The organism is Candidatus Pristimantibacillus lignocellulolyticus (genome assembly GCA_023639215.1).
Lineage (GTDB): Bacteria > Bacillota > Bacilli > Paenibacillales > Paenibacillaceae > Pristimantibacillus > Pristimantibacillus lignocellulolyticus.
In genome coordinates this window covers 4,963,937-4,981,173 of sequence record CP097899.1, presented here as the reverse complement: position 1 = coordinate 4,981,173, position 17,237 = coordinate 4,963,937, and the positions used below count along the sequence as shown (strand labels likewise).

The 17,237-nt window shown below is 37.6% G+C and carries 18 protein-coding genes, 1 other RNA gene and 1 other annotated feature; of the genes, 11 read left to right on the top strand and 8 right to left on the bottom strand.

Features of this window, described 5'->3' with window-relative positions; translation table 11 throughout:
• Nucleotides 1–18 precede the first annotated feature (18 nt).
• Nucleotides 19–1,365 carry a CapA family protein gene (locus NAG76_21735; protein ID URN94408.1) on the top strand — a complete coding sequence of 449 codons (1,347 nt, stop codon included), beginning with the start codon at nucleotides 19–21 and terminating at the stop codon, nucleotides 1,363–1,365.
• 37 nt (nucleotides 1,366–1,402) lie between these two features.
• The gene (locus tag NAG76_21730) at nucleotides 1,403–2,221 is read left to right on the top strand and encodes a DUF92 domain-containing protein (GenBank protein ID URN94407.1); all 819 of its coding nucleotides are present in this window, start codon (nucleotides 1,403–1,405) and stop codon (nucleotides 2,219–2,221) included.
• 73 nt (nucleotides 2,222–2,294) lie between these two features.
• Here NAG76_21730 and pepF read toward each other — a convergent pair whose 3' ends face one another.
• The 3 genes from pepF to NAG76_21715 form a co-directional block, all read right to left on the bottom strand.
• Entirely contained in the window at nucleotides 2,295–4,085 is a 1,791-nt protein-coding gene (gene pepF, locus NAG76_21725) for an oligoendopeptidase F (protein ID URN94406.1), read from the bottom strand.
• 251 nt (nucleotides 4,086–4,336) lie between these two features.
• Nucleotides 4,337–4,516, bottom strand: a complete 180-nt coding sequence (locus NAG76_21720) for a hypothetical protein (GenBank protein URN94405.1) — start codon at nucleotides 4,514–4,516, stop codon at nucleotides 4,337–4,339.
• Between the two features lie 67 nt (nucleotides 4,517–4,583).
• Entirely contained in the window at nucleotides 4,584–4,817 is a 234-nt protein-coding gene (locus NAG76_21715; GenBank protein ID URN94404.1) for a hypothetical protein, read from the bottom strand.
• A 229-nt stretch (nucleotides 4,818–5,046) separates the two neighbouring features.
• Between NAG76_21715 and NAG76_21710 the strand changes: the two genes are divergently transcribed.
• Complete coding sequence (locus NAG76_21710; protein ID URN96904.1) at nucleotides 5,047–5,247, top strand: cold-shock protein; 201 nt, start codon at nucleotides 5,047–5,049, stop codon at nucleotides 5,245–5,247.
• A gap of 104 nt (nucleotides 5,248–5,351) precedes the next feature.
• Here NAG76_21710 and NAG76_21705 read toward each other — a convergent pair whose 3' ends face one another.
• Nucleotides 5,352–6,527 (bottom strand): MFS transporter, encoded by a 1,176-nt coding sequence (locus tag NAG76_21705; GenBank protein URN94403.1) that lies wholly within the window; start codon nucleotides 6,525–6,527, stop codon nucleotides 5,352–5,354.
• Nucleotides 6,528–6,764: 237 nt separating this feature from the next.
• Here NAG76_21705 and NAG76_21700 point away from each other — a divergent pair, with 237 nt between their 5' ends.
• The 3 genes from NAG76_21700 (at nucleotide 6,765) to NAG76_21690 (ending at nucleotide 10,983) form a co-directional block, all read left to right on the top strand.
• Nucleotides 6,765–7,793 carry a tetraprenyl-beta-curcumene synthase family protein gene (locus NAG76_21700; protein ID URN94402.1) on the top strand — a complete coding sequence of 343 codons (1,029 nt, stop codon included), beginning with the start codon at nucleotides 6,765–6,767 and terminating at the stop codon, nucleotides 7,791–7,793.
• Nucleotides 7,794–7,956: 163 nt separating this feature from the next.
• Entirely contained in the window at nucleotides 7,957–8,925 is a 969-nt protein-coding gene (pfkA, locus tag NAG76_21695; GenBank protein URN94401.1) for a 6-phosphofructokinase, read from the top strand.
• A gap of 57 nt (nucleotides 8,926–8,982) precedes the next feature.
• Nucleotides 8,983–9,235: a binding site (T-box leader), on the top strand.
• A 194-nt stretch (nucleotides 9,236–9,429) separates the two neighbouring features.
• Entirely contained in the window at nucleotides 9,430–10,983 is a 1,554-nt protein-coding gene (locus tag NAG76_21690; protein URN94400.1) for a 2-isopropylmalate synthase, read from the top strand.
• 108 nt (nucleotides 10,984–11,091) lie between these two features.
• On the opposite strand, the gene NAG76_21685 is transcribed toward NAG76_21690, so the two are convergent.
• Both NAG76_21685 and NAG76_21680 read right to left on the bottom strand, forming a co-directional pair.
• Entirely contained in the window at nucleotides 11,092–11,286 is a 195-nt protein-coding gene (locus tag NAG76_21685; protein ID URN94399.1) for a hypothetical protein, read from the bottom strand.
• A gap of 135 nt (nucleotides 11,287–11,421) precedes the next feature.
• Nucleotides 11,422–12,225 (bottom strand): YitT family protein, encoded by an 804-nt coding sequence (locus tag NAG76_21680; GenBank protein ID URN96903.1) that lies wholly within the window; start codon nucleotides 12,223–12,225, stop codon nucleotides 11,422–11,424.
• Nucleotides 12,226–12,430: 205 nt separating this feature from the next.
• Here NAG76_21680 and NAG76_21675 point away from each other — a divergent pair, with 205 nt between their 5' ends.
• Nucleotides 12,431–14,029, top strand: a complete 1,599-nt coding sequence (locus NAG76_21675) for a DEAD/DEAH box helicase (GenBank protein URN94398.1) — start codon at nucleotides 12,431–12,433, stop codon at nucleotides 14,027–14,029.
• A 67-nt stretch (nucleotides 14,030–14,096) separates the two neighbouring features.
• Here the strand turns inward: NAG76_21675 and yjcZ are convergent, their stop codons facing one another.
• Complete coding sequence (yjcZ, locus tag NAG76_21670) at nucleotides 14,097–14,216, bottom strand: sporulation protein YjcZ (GenBank protein ID URN94397.1); 120 nt, start codon at nucleotides 14,214–14,216, stop codon at nucleotides 14,097–14,099.
• A 147-nt stretch (nucleotides 14,217–14,363) separates the two neighbouring features.
• On the opposite strand from yjcZ, the gene NAG76_21665 reads away from it, so the two are divergent.
• The 3 genes from NAG76_21665 (at nucleotide 14,364) to NAG76_21655 (ending at nucleotide 15,908) form a co-directional block, all read left to right on the top strand.
• A complete protein-coding gene (locus NAG76_21665; protein URN94396.1) occupies nucleotides 14,364–15,173 on the top strand; it encodes a DUF624 domain-containing protein in 810 nt (269 codons plus the stop codon).
• A gap of 51 nt (nucleotides 15,174–15,224) precedes the next feature.
• Nucleotides 15,225–15,406, top strand: a non-coding RNA gene (gene ssrS / locus NAG76_21660) — 6S RNA.
• Between the two features lie 109 nt (nucleotides 15,407–15,515).
• Entirely contained in the window at nucleotides 15,516–15,908 is a 393-nt protein-coding gene (locus NAG76_21655) for a DUF1499 domain-containing protein (protein URN94395.1), read from the top strand.
• Between the two features lie 53 nt (nucleotides 15,909–15,961).
• Here NAG76_21655 and tpx read toward each other — a convergent pair whose 3' ends face one another.
• The gene (gene tpx / locus NAG76_21650; GenBank protein URN94394.1) at nucleotides 15,962–16,480 is read right to left on the bottom strand and encodes a thiol peroxidase; all 519 of its coding nucleotides are present in this window, start codon (nucleotides 16,478–16,480) and stop codon (nucleotides 15,962–15,964) included.
• A gap of 100 nt (nucleotides 16,481–16,580) precedes the next feature.
• On the opposite strand from tpx, the gene NAG76_21645 reads away from it, so the two are divergent.
• Nucleotides 16,581–17,231 (top strand): rhomboid family intramembrane serine protease, encoded by a 651-nt coding sequence (locus NAG76_21645; GenBank protein ID URN94393.1) that lies wholly within the window; start codon nucleotides 16,581–16,583, stop codon nucleotides 17,229–17,231.
• Nucleotides 17,232–17,237: the final 6 nt, after the last annotated feature.

Below are 17,237 nucleotides of genomic sequence, written 5' to 3'. Positions count from 1 at the left end.
ATGAAAAGGAGTTCTCTCATGTCTTTATCTAGAATGGAAACAAAGAAACGCGAGCAACAAACGAAGGTTCAAAATAAAAAAACAAAGCGTCGCTTATGGTTAGTCAATACAACGCTGCTGGCCATAATTATTATTGTTGTAGCAATCTTTTATCGTGGGGAAGATTTATGGCATACTGCCAAAGAGCAAGTAGGTAAATTATCGATGTTCAACGACACACCTAAAAAGAACGAATTAGATGGTTCAGCAGTTACTAAAGAGGAGATTAAGCCCAATGAGCCACTAGTTACGGATGAACAAATTGATGATAACGGTACAGATGATGGCACAATCGCAATTGATGATAATGTAGTAACAGAAGAACCACCAATTGTAGAAGAGGAAGAGCTAACTCCGATAGAACAAGCCTCAACTACAGTGAATCTGGCTTTTGTTGGAGATATTTTGCAAGGGGAATATATTAATAGTTGGCTACAACAAGAAGGCTATAGTTATCCTTTTCAAAAAGCATTATTCCATCTAAGTTCAGCAGATATTACGGCGGGAAATTTGGAAATGCCGATAACAACACGAGGAACGGCTGATGATGAAAAGACATTTGTGTTCAAAGGGGCACCAGAGGGGCTACAAGGCTTAGTTGATGCAGGTATAGATGTTGTTTCATTAGCGAACAACCATACATTAGATTACGGTGTTGAAGGTATGCTTGATACGATTACTCATTTGGATGAATATGGAATTAAGCATGTGGGTGCAGGAAACAATGATGCGGAAGCATATTCACCTGTTATCCAAGAGGTGAATGGAATTAAAGTAGCTTATATTGGGGTTAGTCGTGTCTTGCCTTATACAACATGGAAAGCGAACAAATATACTGCTGGACTAGCAGAAGCTTATGATACAGCAAGTAGAGCATTACAAGCTATTGAAGAAGCAGAGAAATTGGCAGATATTACGATCGTAATGATTCATTGGGGAATCGAACGGAATAATAAGCCGGAAAATTATCAATTGCAATTAGCACGTAATTTTATTGATGCAGGGGCTGATATGATTGTTGGAAGTCATCCTCATGTATTACAAGGATTTGAACAATATAATGGGAAATGGATTGCCTACTCATTAGGTAATTTTGTATTTGCTTCACATCCGAAGGGCAAGCAAGCGGAGTCAGGGGTATTGGGTGCGACTTGTAAAATTACTGCGGAATGCGAAATGACATTTTACCCGATGAAAATTGTCAATGCACAGCCTACACCAGTAAAAGATGAAGAGGCAAAAGAGATGCTACAGTTTTTAGAAGATGTCTCATTGAATGGCGTTGAGATTGACGATCGTGGCAAATTATCACTAACAAAGCCATAATGACAGTATCGAAGTGCAAGTAAAGTGAGGAAATTTCATGGTAACAATCGTTTCAGAATGGTGGATAAGATTAATTCTAGGAGCAATAGGAAGCGGTTTGATAGGTTATAGTGCTTATCGTAAACAATCATTATCATTTTCTGGTATGTTGTCTGCGATGATAATGGGTACAGGTTTCGTCTTGTTTGGAGAGCCAATCTGGTTCTCATTATTAATCGTATTTTTCGTAAGCTCAACATTTTGGTCAAAGTGGAAGCGTTCTGTAGCTAAGAAGCGGGAAGTGGAAGGTAATTACGAGAAAAGTGGTAGACGCGATGCAGGTCAAGTATGGGCAAATGGTGGAATTGGCCTACTGTTATGTATTGGTCATGCCTTAATGCCACATGAGGGTTGGCTATATGCTTACATTGGCGTAATGGCTAGTGTAACTGCTGATACATGGGCGACTGAAATAGGTGCACTAAGTAAAAGTGAGCCGATCTCCGTCATTACTTGGAAAAGAGTGAGTTCAGGTACTAGCGGCGGTATAAGTTGGTTAGGGAGCTTGGCATCGTTAGCAGGTGCGACGTTGATTGGATTAGTTAGTAGTCTATTTATGCAACTTGATTACCGTTATATCGTTGCTGGAGCAATAGCTGGCTTCGTAGGAGCGATGATTGATTCCGTAATCGGTGCAAGATTGCAAGTAATGTATCGCTGTGAAAATTGTGGAAAAATTATTGAGCGCAAAACGCATTGTGGCACGATGACGAAATATTGGCGTGGTCTATCCTGGATGAACAACGATAGAGTCAATGGCATATCAAGTGTAATAGGTGGAGCTGTAGCTCTTGGATTAATGTTGATTATGATTTGATTAATAAAAGGCTTCTCCTTATGTTCACGCGTGATGCGAAAACGTAAGAGGAAGCCTTTTTATGATGTGTAGCTTATTTTACTAGCTCTTCCATTTGTGAGATAAGATCTTCGAATACGCTCATCGCTTGTTGAATTGGCTCTGGAGAAGACATGTCAACACCAGCACGCTTCAAAATCTCGATAGGATAGTCACTGCCACCACTCTTAAGGAAACCGAGATAGCGTTCAACTGCTGGCTCGCCTTCATCAAGAATTTGCTTAGAGAAACTTGTAGCCGCTGAGAAGCCAGTCGCGTATTTGTACACGTAGAAGCTTGTGTAGAAATGAGGAATTCGAGCCCATTCCATAGCGATATCTTCATCAACTTTAACACCTTTACCATAGTACAAGACGTTCAAGTCATAATAGATACTACTTAGATCTTCAGGAGTTAACGATTCGCCTTGCTCTGTACGCTCATGAACAATCTTCTCGAACTCAGCAAACATTGTTTGGCGGAATACTGTAGTACGGAATTGATCAGCGTAATACGTAAGCAGATACAACTTCTCTTTAGGATCAGTTGATTTCTTCAGTAAGTAATCCATGAGTAGTGCTTCATTCAGTGTAGAAGCAACCTCAGCAAGGAAGATTGGATATTGAGCATCACGATAATTTTGCGCTTCATCTGAATGATATGAGTGAAGGGCATGACCCATCTCATGAGTTAATGTAAACATACTATTCAAATTATCATTGTGATTCAATAGTACGTATGGATGTGTACCGTAAGCTCCCCAGCTATATGCGCCACTACGCTTGCCTTCGTTCTCGTATACATCGATCCAACCACTATTTAAGCCTTCTTTCAATACAGATAAATATTGCTCACCAAGCGGTTGTAAACTTTCTTCAACGATATCTTTAGCTTGATCATATGTAATATTCATATCGAACTCATCTACTAATGGAGCAAATAGGTCGTACATATGAAGCTCATCTACTCCAAGTAGCTTTTTACGAAGTTCCATATAACGATACATTAAAGGTAAGTTGTCATGAATCGTATCAATTAAGTTAGTGTAAACAGTGGTTGGTACGTTATCGCCATATAAGTACATATCAAGCACCGAATCATATTTTCTAGCTTTAGCATAAAATAGATTTTTGTTAATATTAGCGCTAAACGTTGCTCCAAGTGTGTTTTTCAAGCTACCATAAGTAGCGTATACTGCTTTGAATGCTTCCTGACGGACATCACGGTTTTTACTTTCAAGAAATTGAATGTAAGTACCGTGAGTTAATTCTACTTCTTCACCTTTTTCATTTTTCACTTTAGGGAATTTCATATCAGCGTTATTTAACATACTGAAAATGTTGTTCGATGAAGAGCTAATATTACTTACTTGAGCCATTAGTGCTTCTTCAGCTTGAGATAGAATATGAGCTTTTGAACGTTTCATTTCTTCAAGTGAATGACGATATTTCTTCAAATGCTCACTATTAATTAATGCATCTAGTTCGTCGTTAGTTAAAGCAAGGATTTCAGGAGTGATGAAGGATAAGGCCTCACTTGCTGAAACATTAATTTTACGAGCTTTTTCAGATAAAGCTTGATACTTTGTATTTGCCATGTTTTGATGCAAGCGCATATTAGCGTATACATATAATCGCTCAAGTGAGATCGATAATGTATCTTCTAACTCGAAGCATTTATTAACTTCAGCAGCAGAAGACAATTTACCTTGAAAAGCTGCGAATTGAGGGATTAATGTTTTAACTTGATCATATTCTTGATCCCATGCTTTCTCACTTTCAAAGATATGTTCAAGCTCCCATTGGAATTCTTTTGCAACGTCTTCACGTTTAGGTACAGTACTCATACTATTCCTCCTTAGATCCTTTTTGGATTGACTTATGTACACATTGCTGGAAGCTTGTAGTGTCGTAGATTGTAATAATGCTACCAGCATAATGCAACAAACTAATTTAGCAAATATTAACTTATTCATAGGTTCACCTCGGATAGCATATATACCCATATACTATCTCCGAAATGAAAGAAACTATGCGTTATACGAAGTTATTTGCAGTGAAATCTTTGAATACCCAATTATAATGTTCTTCACTTAGATTATGTGCCTAGTTTGAATAAAGAATCTACAATAATGAAAAATGCGAATAAAATCATTACTATAGAAAAGATAGCTAGCCATTTCTTCAAAGAAGGTGGAATGGTATCCTTTTTCAAAACTAAAACAGCGCCTAACGAAAATGCAGCTATAATGAATACGAGACTGATGGATGGATCCATATTATGATTCACCTCCGTTTTCAAGCTTGAGAATGAATGTTCTTATTAAGTAAAAGTTTCTTATTAATTAGACATTACGAAAGTTGTCCATAATCTCTTGAAGTTCATCTTCACGACCAACAAAATCTTCTGCACGAAAATGATTGGCAGCCCAATGAAGCATTTCAGGTCGACTAATAAATTGATGTCCTTCTTCGCCCCACTGATCAGATATTTCTCGAATGACAAGAGTTTTTCCTTGAACTTCGACAGTCAGCATATTGTATTTATCGCGCTTGTAGATTACATGTTTTTTGTACATATTGATCTCTCTTTCTTAATTGAAATACGTTAATATTAATATCATAGCTATTATTGAGGTGACAATCAACAAAAGACGGTGAATTACAAGTAATTTATAGGCATAACTTTATATGATCTCCAATATAATAGAAAATATTCATAATTTGTAAAAATTGCATTTATTATGGATTAATCGTATAATGACCGTATTCACTGTAATTGCAGTGGTCAAATCTAGGAGGTTGTTTATTTTGAAAGGTACAGTTAAATGGTTTAATGCAGAAAAAGGTTATGGTTTCATTCAAGCTGAAAATGGCGAGGACGTATTTGTTCATTTCTCTGCAATTCAAGGCGATGGCTTTAAGTCTTTAGATGAAGGACAATCGGTTGAATTTGATATTACTGAGGGCAATCGCGGCGCACAAGCTGAGAATGTTACAAAGTTATAATAGATCGAATGACAATTAAAGTTCAACAACAGAACGATATCAAATCTAATTAGACAAGAGGGTAAGCTACCATCATTTGATGGTAGCTTGCCCTCTTTCTTTGTCTAACGTTCTGCATACTTGAAATGATAAAAAACGAATCCGATAGCACCTACAACTGCAAAAGCAGTAGCAAGCCAGTAAAATAGCTGATAACCAAAATTAGCATAGATTTGTCCGCCAGCTAAACCACTAATACTTCCAGCTACACCCATCCAAATAATGGTGAAGATTGCTTGACCAGATGCTCGATAATGATCTGGAAGTAATTGAGACATATAACGGAGTGCAGTAGAGAAGTAAATTCCGAATGAAACGCTATGCATCAATTGAGTAACAACTACCAAATACGGTTCGGTAATGGATGAGAGTAGAAACATTCGCAACGCATACATAATGGAAGCAAAGATTAATAAAGGAATCTCTTTAAACTTATCTCCGTATTTACCAAGTAAAAAGAGTACGGGTATTTCACTTAATGCTGAAATCAACCATGCTAACCCTACAAATGAATCGGATGCTCCTATATGGCGAAGTGTTACTGCGAGAAATCCTTCATACATACGATGTGCTGTAGAAATGAAAAAGAGTAAAATAAAGAAATAGACTACTTTAGGTTGTTTTAATATCAAAATTAGTCCTGAAAAATCAAATTTCTTCGAACTGCCATGATAGTCTTTAATGATAAAAGTTCCGAGTATTGATGCAGCAATCGTCAGTAGCATCAGATTTAATGTCTGACCAGTACCAACTTCTTTAAGAATAAGTCCGAAGCTATATGCACATATAGCAAATCCTAGTGAACCAAATATTCGAACTAAAGCATAAGGTGTCCCTGTATATTTACTGGATAGCAATATTAAACTATCATTCAAAGGATTAATTGGTGTTTGACAAAAATAGAATAAGGTCATAATGAGACAAGTGATCGAAAATGAATCAACCTGATGTAATAATCCAATCGCAATAAATTGGAAAATAAACAAAATGCGAAGTAATTTAACAATTGTCTGATTTTTGTCACTTATAAAACCAGTAAACATATTTGCGAATATCGATATCATTGGTCCTACAGAATAGAGAAACCCAATTTGGCTTGCATTAAAACCTTTGTCAAGAAAAAATAACGGCAGAAAACTAACGACTAAAGCTTGTGTTGAATACGATATGAAGCTATAACTCCTGAGAGCTAAAGTCTCACGCTTAGCGTTAGGACTGGGGTGAGTAACTGAGTCTTGCATGCTGGTGTTCACTCCAATATGATTATTATTAAGGGATTGTAAAAATAGTATAACAGAAATTGTGTATGCTGATGGCTAGATTATTGCAGTAATTATATGTTACATTTACATGTAGATGATCTCTTATAGAAATTTGCACTTTTCATCTGCTTGTGCTGATCTAACTGATCAAGGAGGTGCATCAACATTCTTATCGCAAAAAGTCGAAAAAAGGCGCCTAATGGTGCCATTAGATTAATGCATCGTGTGTACAAATATGTACTCCCGGATGTAGCACTTGAGCTAGAAAAGCTTAAAAACCGTGCAGAATTGATACCTGATCCGGAACTTAGAATGCAAGCCCTTAATAGTATTCAAGATAAGAAATTTCACTGCCAGGGTGGTGGCGTATACGCCGCAGCTAATTTGCAATATCGTACAGTTTTAATACCGCTAATTTGTGCACTACAAACGATTAGTGATTATTTGGATAATTTGTGTGATAGAAGCACTTCGCTAGACGCTGAAGATTTTAGAATGCTACATCAATCTATGCTAGATGCTGTTACACCTGGTGCATCGTTGAAGGACTATTATGCATTCCGTGAGGAGAAGGATGATGGTGGTTATTTACATCATCTTGTGTCACAATGCCAACAACAAATTATGTTGTTACCTTCTTATAACGCTGTGCAATTCCATGTAACACATTTGGTATCTTTATATGGTGACTTGCAAGTGTACAAGCATATTGCTAAAGATCTACGTGAAGAGAAATTGCTTGGATGGTGGGAAGAACATAAGTTTGAGTATCCGCATTTGCAGTGGAATGAGTTTGCTGCAGCGTCAGGATCAACTCTAGCGATGTTTATGCTTTTTCTTACTGCTACTGAAGAGGGAGTTACCGAGGAAGATGGTATAAGAATTAAAGATATATATTTCCCACACGTTTGTGCACTACATATTCTACTTGATTACCTAATTGATCAAGAAGAAGACAAGGCCGGTGGAGATTTGAATTTTTGCAATTACTATGAAAGTGAAGCTACACTTGTTGACCGTATCGCTATGATAGTGAATCGAGCTAGGAAGGATGTACAACAACTTCCTGCATCGGGCTTTCACCGCTTAATTATAGAAGGCTTACTAGCTTTATATTTGTCAGATCCGAAAGTACAGCAGCAATCTGATGTTCGTAAAGTATCAAGACAACTTATGAAGAAAAGCCCGCTAACTCGATTATTCTTTTTTGTAAATAGTATATGGATACGTAAGCAACAGGCTTAATTTATAAAAGATAGTTCATTAAGCAGACTTTGATAATGAAGTAACTCGGGAAGCTTGATCTGCATTGAAAATGTAGCGAATACCTTCAAGTAGCGCTCCATTTTTTCGACTTGCGAAAGCCCACTTTTTGAACTTTTATTTTAATGAAATTGGAGGAGTATTTATGTCATCAGTCAAAAAAATTGCAGTACTAACTAGTGGTGGAGATTCACAAGGGATGAACGCAGCCGTACGTGCTGTCGTTCGTAGTGCTATTTTCCATGGAATTGAAGTGTTTGGAGTACAACGTGGTTACCAAGGATTATTGAACGACGATTTGCGTCCAATGGATCTTCGTAGTGTTGGTGATATTATCCAACGTGGTGGTACGATTCTACAAACAGCAAGATGTAAAGAATTCACTACGCCTGAAGGTCAACAACGTGGCGCAGATATTTTAAAGGCAAGAGGTATTGATGGTCTAATTGTTATTGGTGGAGATGGCTCATATCAAGGGGCTAACAAATTGAGTAAATTAGGCATTAAAACAATGGGAATTCCGGGTACTATCGATAATGATATTCCATATACTGATTTCACAATTGGCTTCGATACTGCTGTAAGTGTAGTTGTAGATGCGATTAATAAAATCCGTGATACAATGTCTTCTCATGAGCGTACATCGGTTGTAGAAGTAATGGGACGTCACTGTGGTGATATTGCGCTTCATGCTGGACTAGCAAGTGGTGCAGAAACAATCATCGTACCTGAAGTTCCATATGATCTTACTGAAGTAGCGGAGCGTATGAAAGCTAACTTTGAAAAAGGTAAACGTCATAGTATTATCATTGTTGCTGAAGGCGCTGGAAAAGGTGAAGATGTTGCACAAAAAATTACTGAAATCAGTGGTATTGATGCACGTGTAACTGTACTTGGACATATTCAGCGTGGTGGTACACCGACTGCACAAGATCGTATTCTTGCAAGTCGTCTTGGAGATTTTGCAGTACGACAACTAATGGAAGGTGTTTCTGGCAAAGGTTGCGGTGTAATCAATGGCGAACTTGTTGTTAATGATATCGATCTAGTAACAACTACGAAACGTCCATTCGATATGGATATGTATGACTTAGCACTTCGTTTGTCACAATAAATATCTAAGAAATTTGTTGACAAGTTTAACTGATCGGAATATAATGTGAAACAATATCAGTAAGCGTTGATTGGAACTATTAGGAAAATGGTAACTTTCAGAGAGTCGGTGGTTGGTGAGAACCGATAGTTTAAGTTTTTTGAACTCGTCCAAGAGCTACTCTCTGAACGTTAAGTAGGAGATGTCGGTTTTCTACCGTTATCAAGATAGGCAGTGTTGGCTGCCGAATTAAAGTGGATTATTATGTGCTCTTTTTGAGTACCTTAATAATCAATTAGAGTGGTACCGCGAGCAACGCCTCGTCTCTATAGTTATATAGAGACGAGGCTTTTTTTGTTGCTTCTAACTGTCATTAAGTGTTAATTAGCTTGATTATCGAAGTGTTTTTCATGTGCAAGTGTTTCTCGAAAAACATGAAAAGTTTGAGTTAAAGCTTTCGAATTGCTTTTCATTTACGAGTAGTAATTTCGAAAAGAACATGAAAAGTTGGAGGAGTGAATGATGATGAGTAGAAAAATTTTGGTGTTTGATACGACGTTGCGTGATGGAGAACAGGTACCAGGAGCCAAACTTAATATGTATGAAAAAGTTGAGGTGGCAAAACAACTCAAAAAGCTTCAAGTTGATATTATTGAAGCTGGTTTCCCGGCATCTTCACAAGGTGACTTTCTAGCAGTTCAAGAAGTTGCGAAAAAGGTTGGTCAATCTGATAACATCATGATTACTGCTTTAGCTCGAGCGGTGAAAAGTGATATTGATGCAGTGTATCAAAGTGTGAAACTTGCACAAAATCCATTGATCCATATCGTACTTGGAACATCTAATATTCATGTAGAGAAAAAATTCGGTAAGTCAAAAGACGAAGTGCTAAATATAGGTGTAGAAGCAGTAAAGTATGCCAAAACATTACTTCCTGAGGTGCAGTATTCAACTGAGGATGCTTCTCGAGCAGAATTTGAATATTTGTGGTCAACGATAGAAGCGGTTGTGAAAGCTGGTGCTACAATAATTAATGTGCCAGATACTGTGGGATTTGCAGTTCCTGATGAGTTTGGGTATCTTATTCACAGGTTGAATGACCGTTTGAAAAATTTAGATGACAAAGTTCTGCTAAGTGTACATTGTCATAATGACCTTGGTATGGCCACGGCGAATACGCTAGCGGCTGTCAAAAATGGTGCAGATAAAATAGAAGTAACAATAAATGGTATTGGAGAACGTGCAGGAAATACTGCCCTTGAAGAAGTTGTCATGGCGTTGAAGACTAGGTCTAATATATATCAAGCAGTAACGAACATTAATACGAAAGAAATTATGAATACTTCTCGTCTAGTTAGTAACTTTATGGGACTTGAAGTTCAAGTGAACAAAGCTATAACAGGTGATAATGCATTTGCCCATTCTTCTGGAATTCATCAGGACGGACTGTTGAAATCACGTGATGCATATGAAATCATATCGCCGAGTGATGTTGGTCTAGATGATATGGAGTTAGTGTTAACAGCTCGTTCTGGAAGGCATGCAGTGAAAAGTGTGTTAGAAAAACTAGGAATAATGCCTGATAATGAAGATGATTTTGAAGGAGTATTTACAAATTTTCTAGAGATCGCTGATACAAAGAAAGAAGTATATAATCATGATCTATATGTCCTTGTTGAAAATTATCATGAGTTACATGGTAATAAACAGGAACGCCAAAATATGAGTCAGTATTTCTATGAACTAATCGACTTCCAAGCCATTGTCAACAGTACATTCCCTTCTGCGAGTGTAAAGCTTAGTAAGGGGAATGAAATTCTAACTCATAGTGCTACGGGGTCTGGACCGGTAGATGCACTATATTCCGCAATTACAGCCATTTGCGGTTTAGAGTTGGAATTACTGGAATACAATATCAGTTCTGTTTCAAGAGGGAAAGAAGCGTTTGGGAAAGTGAAAATAAAAGTGGATCATAATGGAAAGTCATATGTTGCAAAAGCTACTGATATAGATATTATGAAAGCAAGTGTGCTTGCCTATATTAATGCTATTAATAGTATTGTAGTGGATTCATTATAATCATGGTTTAAATTTGGATTGTTTTTAAAATTGAAAAGCGTATGCCACAATTTTCATTGACGGCATACGCTTTTTTATTAATGAAGCAATAAGCAGTGTTCATTCCATTTAATGCAAAATCATACTCGTTTGACCTTGACAAATACTGAATTGCACGATTTCCATTGCATCTTCAGGCTCAAGTAATTCGATGCCATCACGTAATACGATTTTCGTATCTAACTCCTGATTGGTCAAAAAATTAACTAATTCAGGTGCTAGACGCTCAACAATTGTTGCAAGTGTAACAGTTTCCGTATCCATTCAACAACACCCCAATCGTTAAAGTGTTACTTGCGAAAGAAAACGACATCTCGAAACAGTTGATTAGAACGTCTTTATTATATCATAACGGTAACAATAAAATACAGAAAGATAATAAAATGGGCTTTAATTAGGCTAAGTTTCTTTGAATTTTCGGAATTCACCTAGTACGCCAACGGTCTCGACGATGGTAACAAATGCTTGTCTATCAACAGAAAGAATATTTTTCTTAAGTTCAGCAAGCTCATATCTAGTTCTAACGGTCATTAACATATCACGATCACTTGATGTATAAGCACCTCGAGTCTTAATAATCGTTATCCCTCTAGGATGCGATAATAAGGACTGAAGCATTTCATCCGTGCGAGTAGTAATTATAAATACAGTGACTTTTAAATGTTTGATATGTATACTATCGATAAGTTTTCCTACACAGAAAATTGCAACCAAGGAGTATAGTGCTAACTCCCAATTACCGGTGAAAAATATATGCACGACGATAACAAAAGCATTAAGTCCCGAAAGTATAACGCCAACGGGTACATCTCTCTTTTGGGTGATAATTGAGGCGATAATATCGAATCCTCCAGTAGAACCGCCACTTCTTAAAGCAAGTCCACTTGCAAACCCTACAACAATACCGCCGAAAACAGCTGCTAGTAGAATATCATCTGCCAAAGCATGAACTGGAATAATCTGCATAAATATCGTAGCAGTAATAACGGAATAAATACTCCATACGACAAATTTCTTTCCTAATGAAAACCAACCCCATATTAAAATTGGTAAGTTGAGTACTAAATATAACCAACCTATATTGCTCTTGCTAATATATCCTATAAGCATCGCAACGCCCGATACTCCGCCACTAAGGAGTTGACTAGGAATAAGTAGCATGTTGAATCCAAAGGAAATACATGCAGAACTTATTGTAAACATAATAAGTCGTAATAAAAATTGTTTTTTGTTAAATGCAACTGAAGTCATTGGTCATTCGCTCATTTCGTAATGTTATATTATCTCAAATGTAGTTACATTTATAGTATGGGTAACAAACCGCAACTAGTATTCATGTGACAATCTGTGCTATAATAGTAAAGACGTTTTTTTAGAGGCTTTAAAATAGAAGGAGTATGAGAATAGTTTGAAAACATTTGCTGAATTTGGCTTGGAACCTAAAGTGTTACAAGCAATTACAGAGCTTGGATTTGAGGAGTCAACACCTATACAGGATAAAGCGATTCCGATTGGATTAACTGGTAAAGACTTGATTGGCCAAGCTCAAACAGGAACGGGTAAGACAGCGGCATTCGGGATTCCGCTAATTAACAAAATTCCGGTTAGCGAAGAGCGCATTGTTGCGCTTATTATGACCCCTACACGTGAGCTTGCAATACAAGTTTCAGAAGAAATCGGAAAGCTTACGAAATACAAAGGACTTCGTTCATTGCCAATTTATGGTGGACAAGAAATTGGCCGTCAAATTCGCGCTTTGAAAAAGAAGCCTCAAATCATTATTGGTACACCTGGTCGTCTACTTGACCATATTAACCGCAAAACAATTCGTTTGGAAGATGTTCAAACGGTTGTACTAGATGAAGCGGATGAAATGTTGGACATGGGCTTCATGGAGGATATTCAAAACATCCTTAAGCAAGTTCCAGCGGATCACCAAACAATGTTGTTCTCAGCAACAATGCCAGTCAACATTCAACGTCTAGCACAACAATTTTTACGTGAGCCTGAACATGTGTCTGTAATTCCTAAACAAGTTACTGCACCGTCCATTGAACAGTCATACATTGAAGTTCATGAACGCCAAAAGTTTGAAGCTCTTAGCCGTTTGCTTGATATGGAATCTCCAGAACTAGCAATTCTATTCGGTCGTACAAAACGCCGTGTAGATGAGCTTAGTGAAGCATTGCAAAAACGTGGATATAGTGCAGATGGCCTTCATGGTGATCTATCACAAAATCAACGTGATGCTGTAATGCGTAAATTCCGTGATGGAAGCATTGATGTTCTAGTTGCTACTGACGTAGCTGCTCGTGGACTTGACGTTTCTGGTGTAACGCATGTAGTCAACTTTGACCTACCGCAAGATCCTGAAAGCTATGTACACCGTATCGGTCGTACTGGTCGTGCAGGTAAAGAAGGTAAAGCTTGGTCATTCGTAACTCCACGTGAAATTGATCATTTACACTTTATCGAGAAAATTACTCGTCAAAAAATGGTTAAAAAACCTTTGCCAAGCTTAAGCGAAGCAATTGAAGGTAAGCAACGTATTACTGCTGAGCGTGTTATCGACTTAGTTGATAATGGTGATTTTGCAGAATACAAAGGTCTTTCTATTCAATTACTTGAGCAATACGATTCTGTGCAATTAGTTGCTGCAGCATTGAAATTGCTTACAGGCGATAAGAAAGAAGTTAATATCGAATTAACACCTGAAGAACCACTTCGTGCGAAAAAACGTAGACCTGATGTTCGTTCTAGCGGTCGTCCGTTCAATCGTGGTGGTAGTGGATCAGGTGGCGGTGGTTATCGTGGTGGCGGTAACAGCGGTTCAAGAGATCGTCGTCCTGGTGGCGGCTACAAAGGTAACAGTAGCGAGGGTTCAAAAGATGGCGCACGCAGCGGCTACAACAAACGTAGTGGCAGTAGTGAAGGTCGTAGTTATGAACAACGTCGCCCTTCAGAAAACCGTCGTCCTCGTCCAAATACAACAACAACTAATGAGTAAAATCGGAAAAGTCCGTGCTGCCTAGCGGGCATCACGGACTTTTCCTACATATTATTTAGTGACTAAATTAATTTATACAGCCAAGAGTACAAGCGATAATTACTAGAAGAATGAATAATACTAATATTGCAGAAAATGAATTATTATTACATCCTGTTCCAAATGATCCATATGATGCGTTGCCCATGTTAGCAACCTCCTTTAAGTTTTCTTGTTGGGGAACATACCATATACTATGCTATAATTATTAGTTGGATTAGACGGATACCTATATTACTCATTTTTGGGCATAATTATTGATTTTTACTTGTAAGTGAAAATGGAGGCGTATTCAATGGAACCTAGAGGCGTAATGGGTGGATTATATCGTGCATCTGAATGGGTTATGAGATTATCATGTATAAACTTACTGTGGATACTATGTGGTTCTCCATTCTTTATATTTTTTGGGATGAGCTTGATATCCTTATTGAATAATACAGTGCCTGAAGATCAGTTGCTTTCATTTATTCAACAGACGTCATTCATATTGGCAATATTGGCCCCATTTACATTTTTCCCGTCTACAGCTGCGATGTTTGCCATTGCACGTAAATGGGTAACGGGCGATACCGATGTTCCAATGTTCAAAACATTTTTCAAAGGATATAAAGATAACTTTAAGCAAAGTATGGTAACAGGAATTATTTATTCTATAGTTATTGTAGTGCTAATCGTAGATTATTATTTCTTCCTTAACAGCGATTCTGGAAAAATCGTATCGAGTATTTTCATTGGTCTCCTTGTTCTAGTTGTTATCTCATTGTTTAACTTCTTCTCGATGCTTGTTCATTATCATATGAAGACTTTTCAATTAATTAAAAACGCGATATTGATTACAATTGGTAAACCGTTCAGATCATTATCAACAGCAGTATTATGTGGAGCTGTACTATATATCAGTTTCACTCAATTTACGTGGTTGCTAGTGTTTTTCACGGGAAGTCTTATTGCAGTTATCGCTTATTGGAACTTTAACTTTATTTATAATAAATTACAGCAACAACTGGAAGATATGAAGAAGAGTGAAGAAGAGGAACCTGAAATTACTGCAGAGCTAGATCGCGAAGATTTAGTTAAAACAGACTATAAGGAACCCAAATAATTACAGGCGATTCTTCGTTTACTTTTTGACTAATTCGGTCTATAATTACAATACATCCTGCGGTGTTCGTAAAGGCTCTTCGTTGTTTTGAACCAATGGCTGTTTCAAGGGAGTTCAAATTTTTATACGGCTGACATGCCCTTCAAAGGGATCTCAAATGTATAGATGAGGGCACCCACCTGCTTAGAGCGGGTTCAGAAACATTTGGGCTTAACGGCATTTGCGGGTATTTATTGTAGATCGAGAGCGATTAACTGGTTACCGCCAGTGAAAGCTCTTTTTTCATAGGTAGAAACATGTTATTATGAATGGAAGAGTAGAGAGAAGAGGGGGAGATCTTAGTTGTTGAAACGTACCTTAATCGGCTTAATTCGTAGTTTTGAAGGAACAGGCGATAGAGTAAAAGATCCAGCACTTAAATCACATCTTTATAAGCTTTCGAAAGATAAGGCTTGGGATGAAGTAGTTTCCATTTTGAAAAAAATGCAGGGCTACCGTCTATTACACGAAGTTCAATCTGTGGGGGAAATCGTACTTGAGAAACGTACGATGTTTGGGAGAACGATGGATATTACAGTTTCTGTAATTAGTGTTGATCCGTTGCGTTCTGCAGTAGATATTTATTCAGCGTCTCGCGGTTCATTGGGAGATCTTGGTTCCAATTACCGAGTAATTATGGATATTTACCGTGTTTTAGATAAAAAGCTAGCTGCTTATAAATTGCATAACAACTAATGAAAAAGCGAGGAAGGTTATTACCTTCACTCGCTTTGTTTACAAGAAACCAATTATGTAAGTTGCTTAGCGGCAGCTAAAGCGGCTTCGTAATTGGGGTGGCTACTCATTTCACTTACATATTCAACATATTGAATAACGTTATTTTGATCAAGTACAAAAATTGAACGCATATCAATTGCGAATTCTTTAATAAATACTCCGTATGCGATGCCGAAGTTATTATCTCTATAATCGGATAACAAAATAACATCATTTATGCCTTCTGCTCCACACCAACGTGCTTGTGCGAATGGTAGATCAGCACTTACAGTTAGAATTGCAACGTTATCACCTAATTTTGCGGCTTCTTCGTTGAAGCGACGAGTTTGAGCTTCACAAACGCCAGTATCGATGGAAGGGATAACGCTAATAAGTTTCACTTTGCCAGCGAAATCTTCAAGGGAAACAATTTCACCAAGTGATTTGTTAAGTTTGAAATCTGGAGCTTGGTCGCCAACATTTAGTTGTGGACCAACTAATGTGAGAGGACTACCTTTAAATGCTGCAACACCAGTACGTTCTTGAGACATATTAGAATTTCCTCCTTGAATTTAGTGTTTTAACTACGTTCATATTATAAGCCTACATACATCAACTTGTCCAATTACGTTAAAGGAAGTGATTCTCACTATGATATTTTTGAGATATGAAAGTTTTCGTGGATATCTGAAAAGTTTCCCGATAACTTCATCAATTGTTGCTATTTGTACATTGTACTTTATATTTCTGTTCTTCATGGGAAATCCGAATGAGGGGAATTTTGCATACCAGTATGGGGCAATTCTTACTCATCCGGTAGAGAATCCATTCAGTTTGGATCAACCTTGGAGATATGTCACGTCGATATTTATGCATGCGAATTTTATGCATCTCCTCCAAAATATGATGATGTTGATCATTATGGCCCCGCCGCTGGAACGTATTATGAAAAGTGGGCGTTATCTCATTTTCTATCTTCTATGTGGTATTGGCGGTAACTTTATCTCTGCTTGTGTCAATAATCTTGAAGGTAATATAGGTATAGAAGGTATTCATGTGGCTGTTGGAGCGTCTGGGGCGATCTATGGCGTCTTAGGTGCATATCTGTTTCTTGTAGTATTTCGTAAAAAATGGCTTGATCCTTCATCGATCAAGACGATATATTGGATAGTAGGTTCGGGTATAATCTTTTCACTCATATATTCTCGAGTTGACCTTTGGGGACATGTCGGAGGCTTAATAACGGGATTTGTGTTGTATCGATTGTTTGATCGTATAGCTGCAAGAAAGAGAAAAGGATAAAAGTGG

Bases quoted from the DNA above. Each gene is read 5' to 3' on its own strand.
- yjcZ (URN94397.1), bottom strand. From the start codon at position 14,216: ATGGGCAACGCATCATATGGATCATTTGGAACAGGATGTAATAATAAT.
- NAG76_21735 (URN94408.1), top strand. From the start codon at position 19: ATGTCTTTATCTAGAATGGAAACAAAGAAACGCGAGCAACAAACGAAG.
- pfkA (URN94401.1), top strand. From the start codon at position 7,957: ATGTCATCAGTCAAAAAAATTGCAGTACTAACTAGTGGTGGAGATTCA.
- NAG76_21720 (URN94405.1), bottom strand. From the start codon at position 4,516: ATGGATCCATCCATCAGTCTCGTATTCATTATAGCTGCATTTTCGTTA.
- pepF (URN94406.1), bottom strand. From the start codon at position 4,085: ATGAGTACTGTACCTAAACGTGAAGACGTTGCAAAAGAATTCCAATGG.
- NAG76_21730 (URN94407.1), top strand. From the start codon at position 1,403: ATGGTAACAATCGTTTCAGAATGGTGGATAAGATTAATTCTAGGAGCA.
- NAG76_21715 (URN94404.1), bottom strand. From the start codon at position 4,817: ATGTACAAAAAACATGTAATCTACAAGCGCGATAAATACAATATGCTG.
- NAG76_21645 (URN94393.1), top strand. From the start codon at position 16,581: ATGATATTTTTGAGATATGAAAGTTTTCGTGGATATCTGAAAAGTTTC.
- NAG76_21685 (URN94399.1), bottom strand. From the start codon at position 11,286: ATGGATACGGAAACTGTTACACTTGCAACAATTGTTGAGCGTCTAGCA.
- NAG76_21665 (URN94396.1), top strand. From the start codon at position 14,364: ATGGAACCTAGAGGCGTAATGGGTGGATTATATCGTGCATCTGAATGG.
- NAG76_21680 (URN96903.1), bottom strand. From the start codon at position 12,225: ATGTTTACAATAAGTTCTGCATGTATTTCCTTTGGATTCAACATGCTA.
- tpx (URN94394.1), bottom strand. From the start codon at position 16,480: ATGTCTCAAGAACGTACTGGTGTTGCAGCATTTAAAGGTAGTCCTCTC.
- NAG76_21705 (URN94403.1), bottom strand. From the start codon at position 6,527: ATGCAAGACTCAGTTACTCACCCCAGTCCTAACGCTAAGCGTGAGACT.
- NAG76_21690 (URN94400.1), top strand. From the start codon at position 9,430: ATGAGTAGAAAAATTTTGGTGTTTGATACGACGTTGCGTGATGGAGAA.
- NAG76_21700 (URN94402.1), top strand. From the start codon at position 6,765: ATGCATCGTGTGTACAAATATGTACTCCCGGATGTAGCACTTGAGCTA.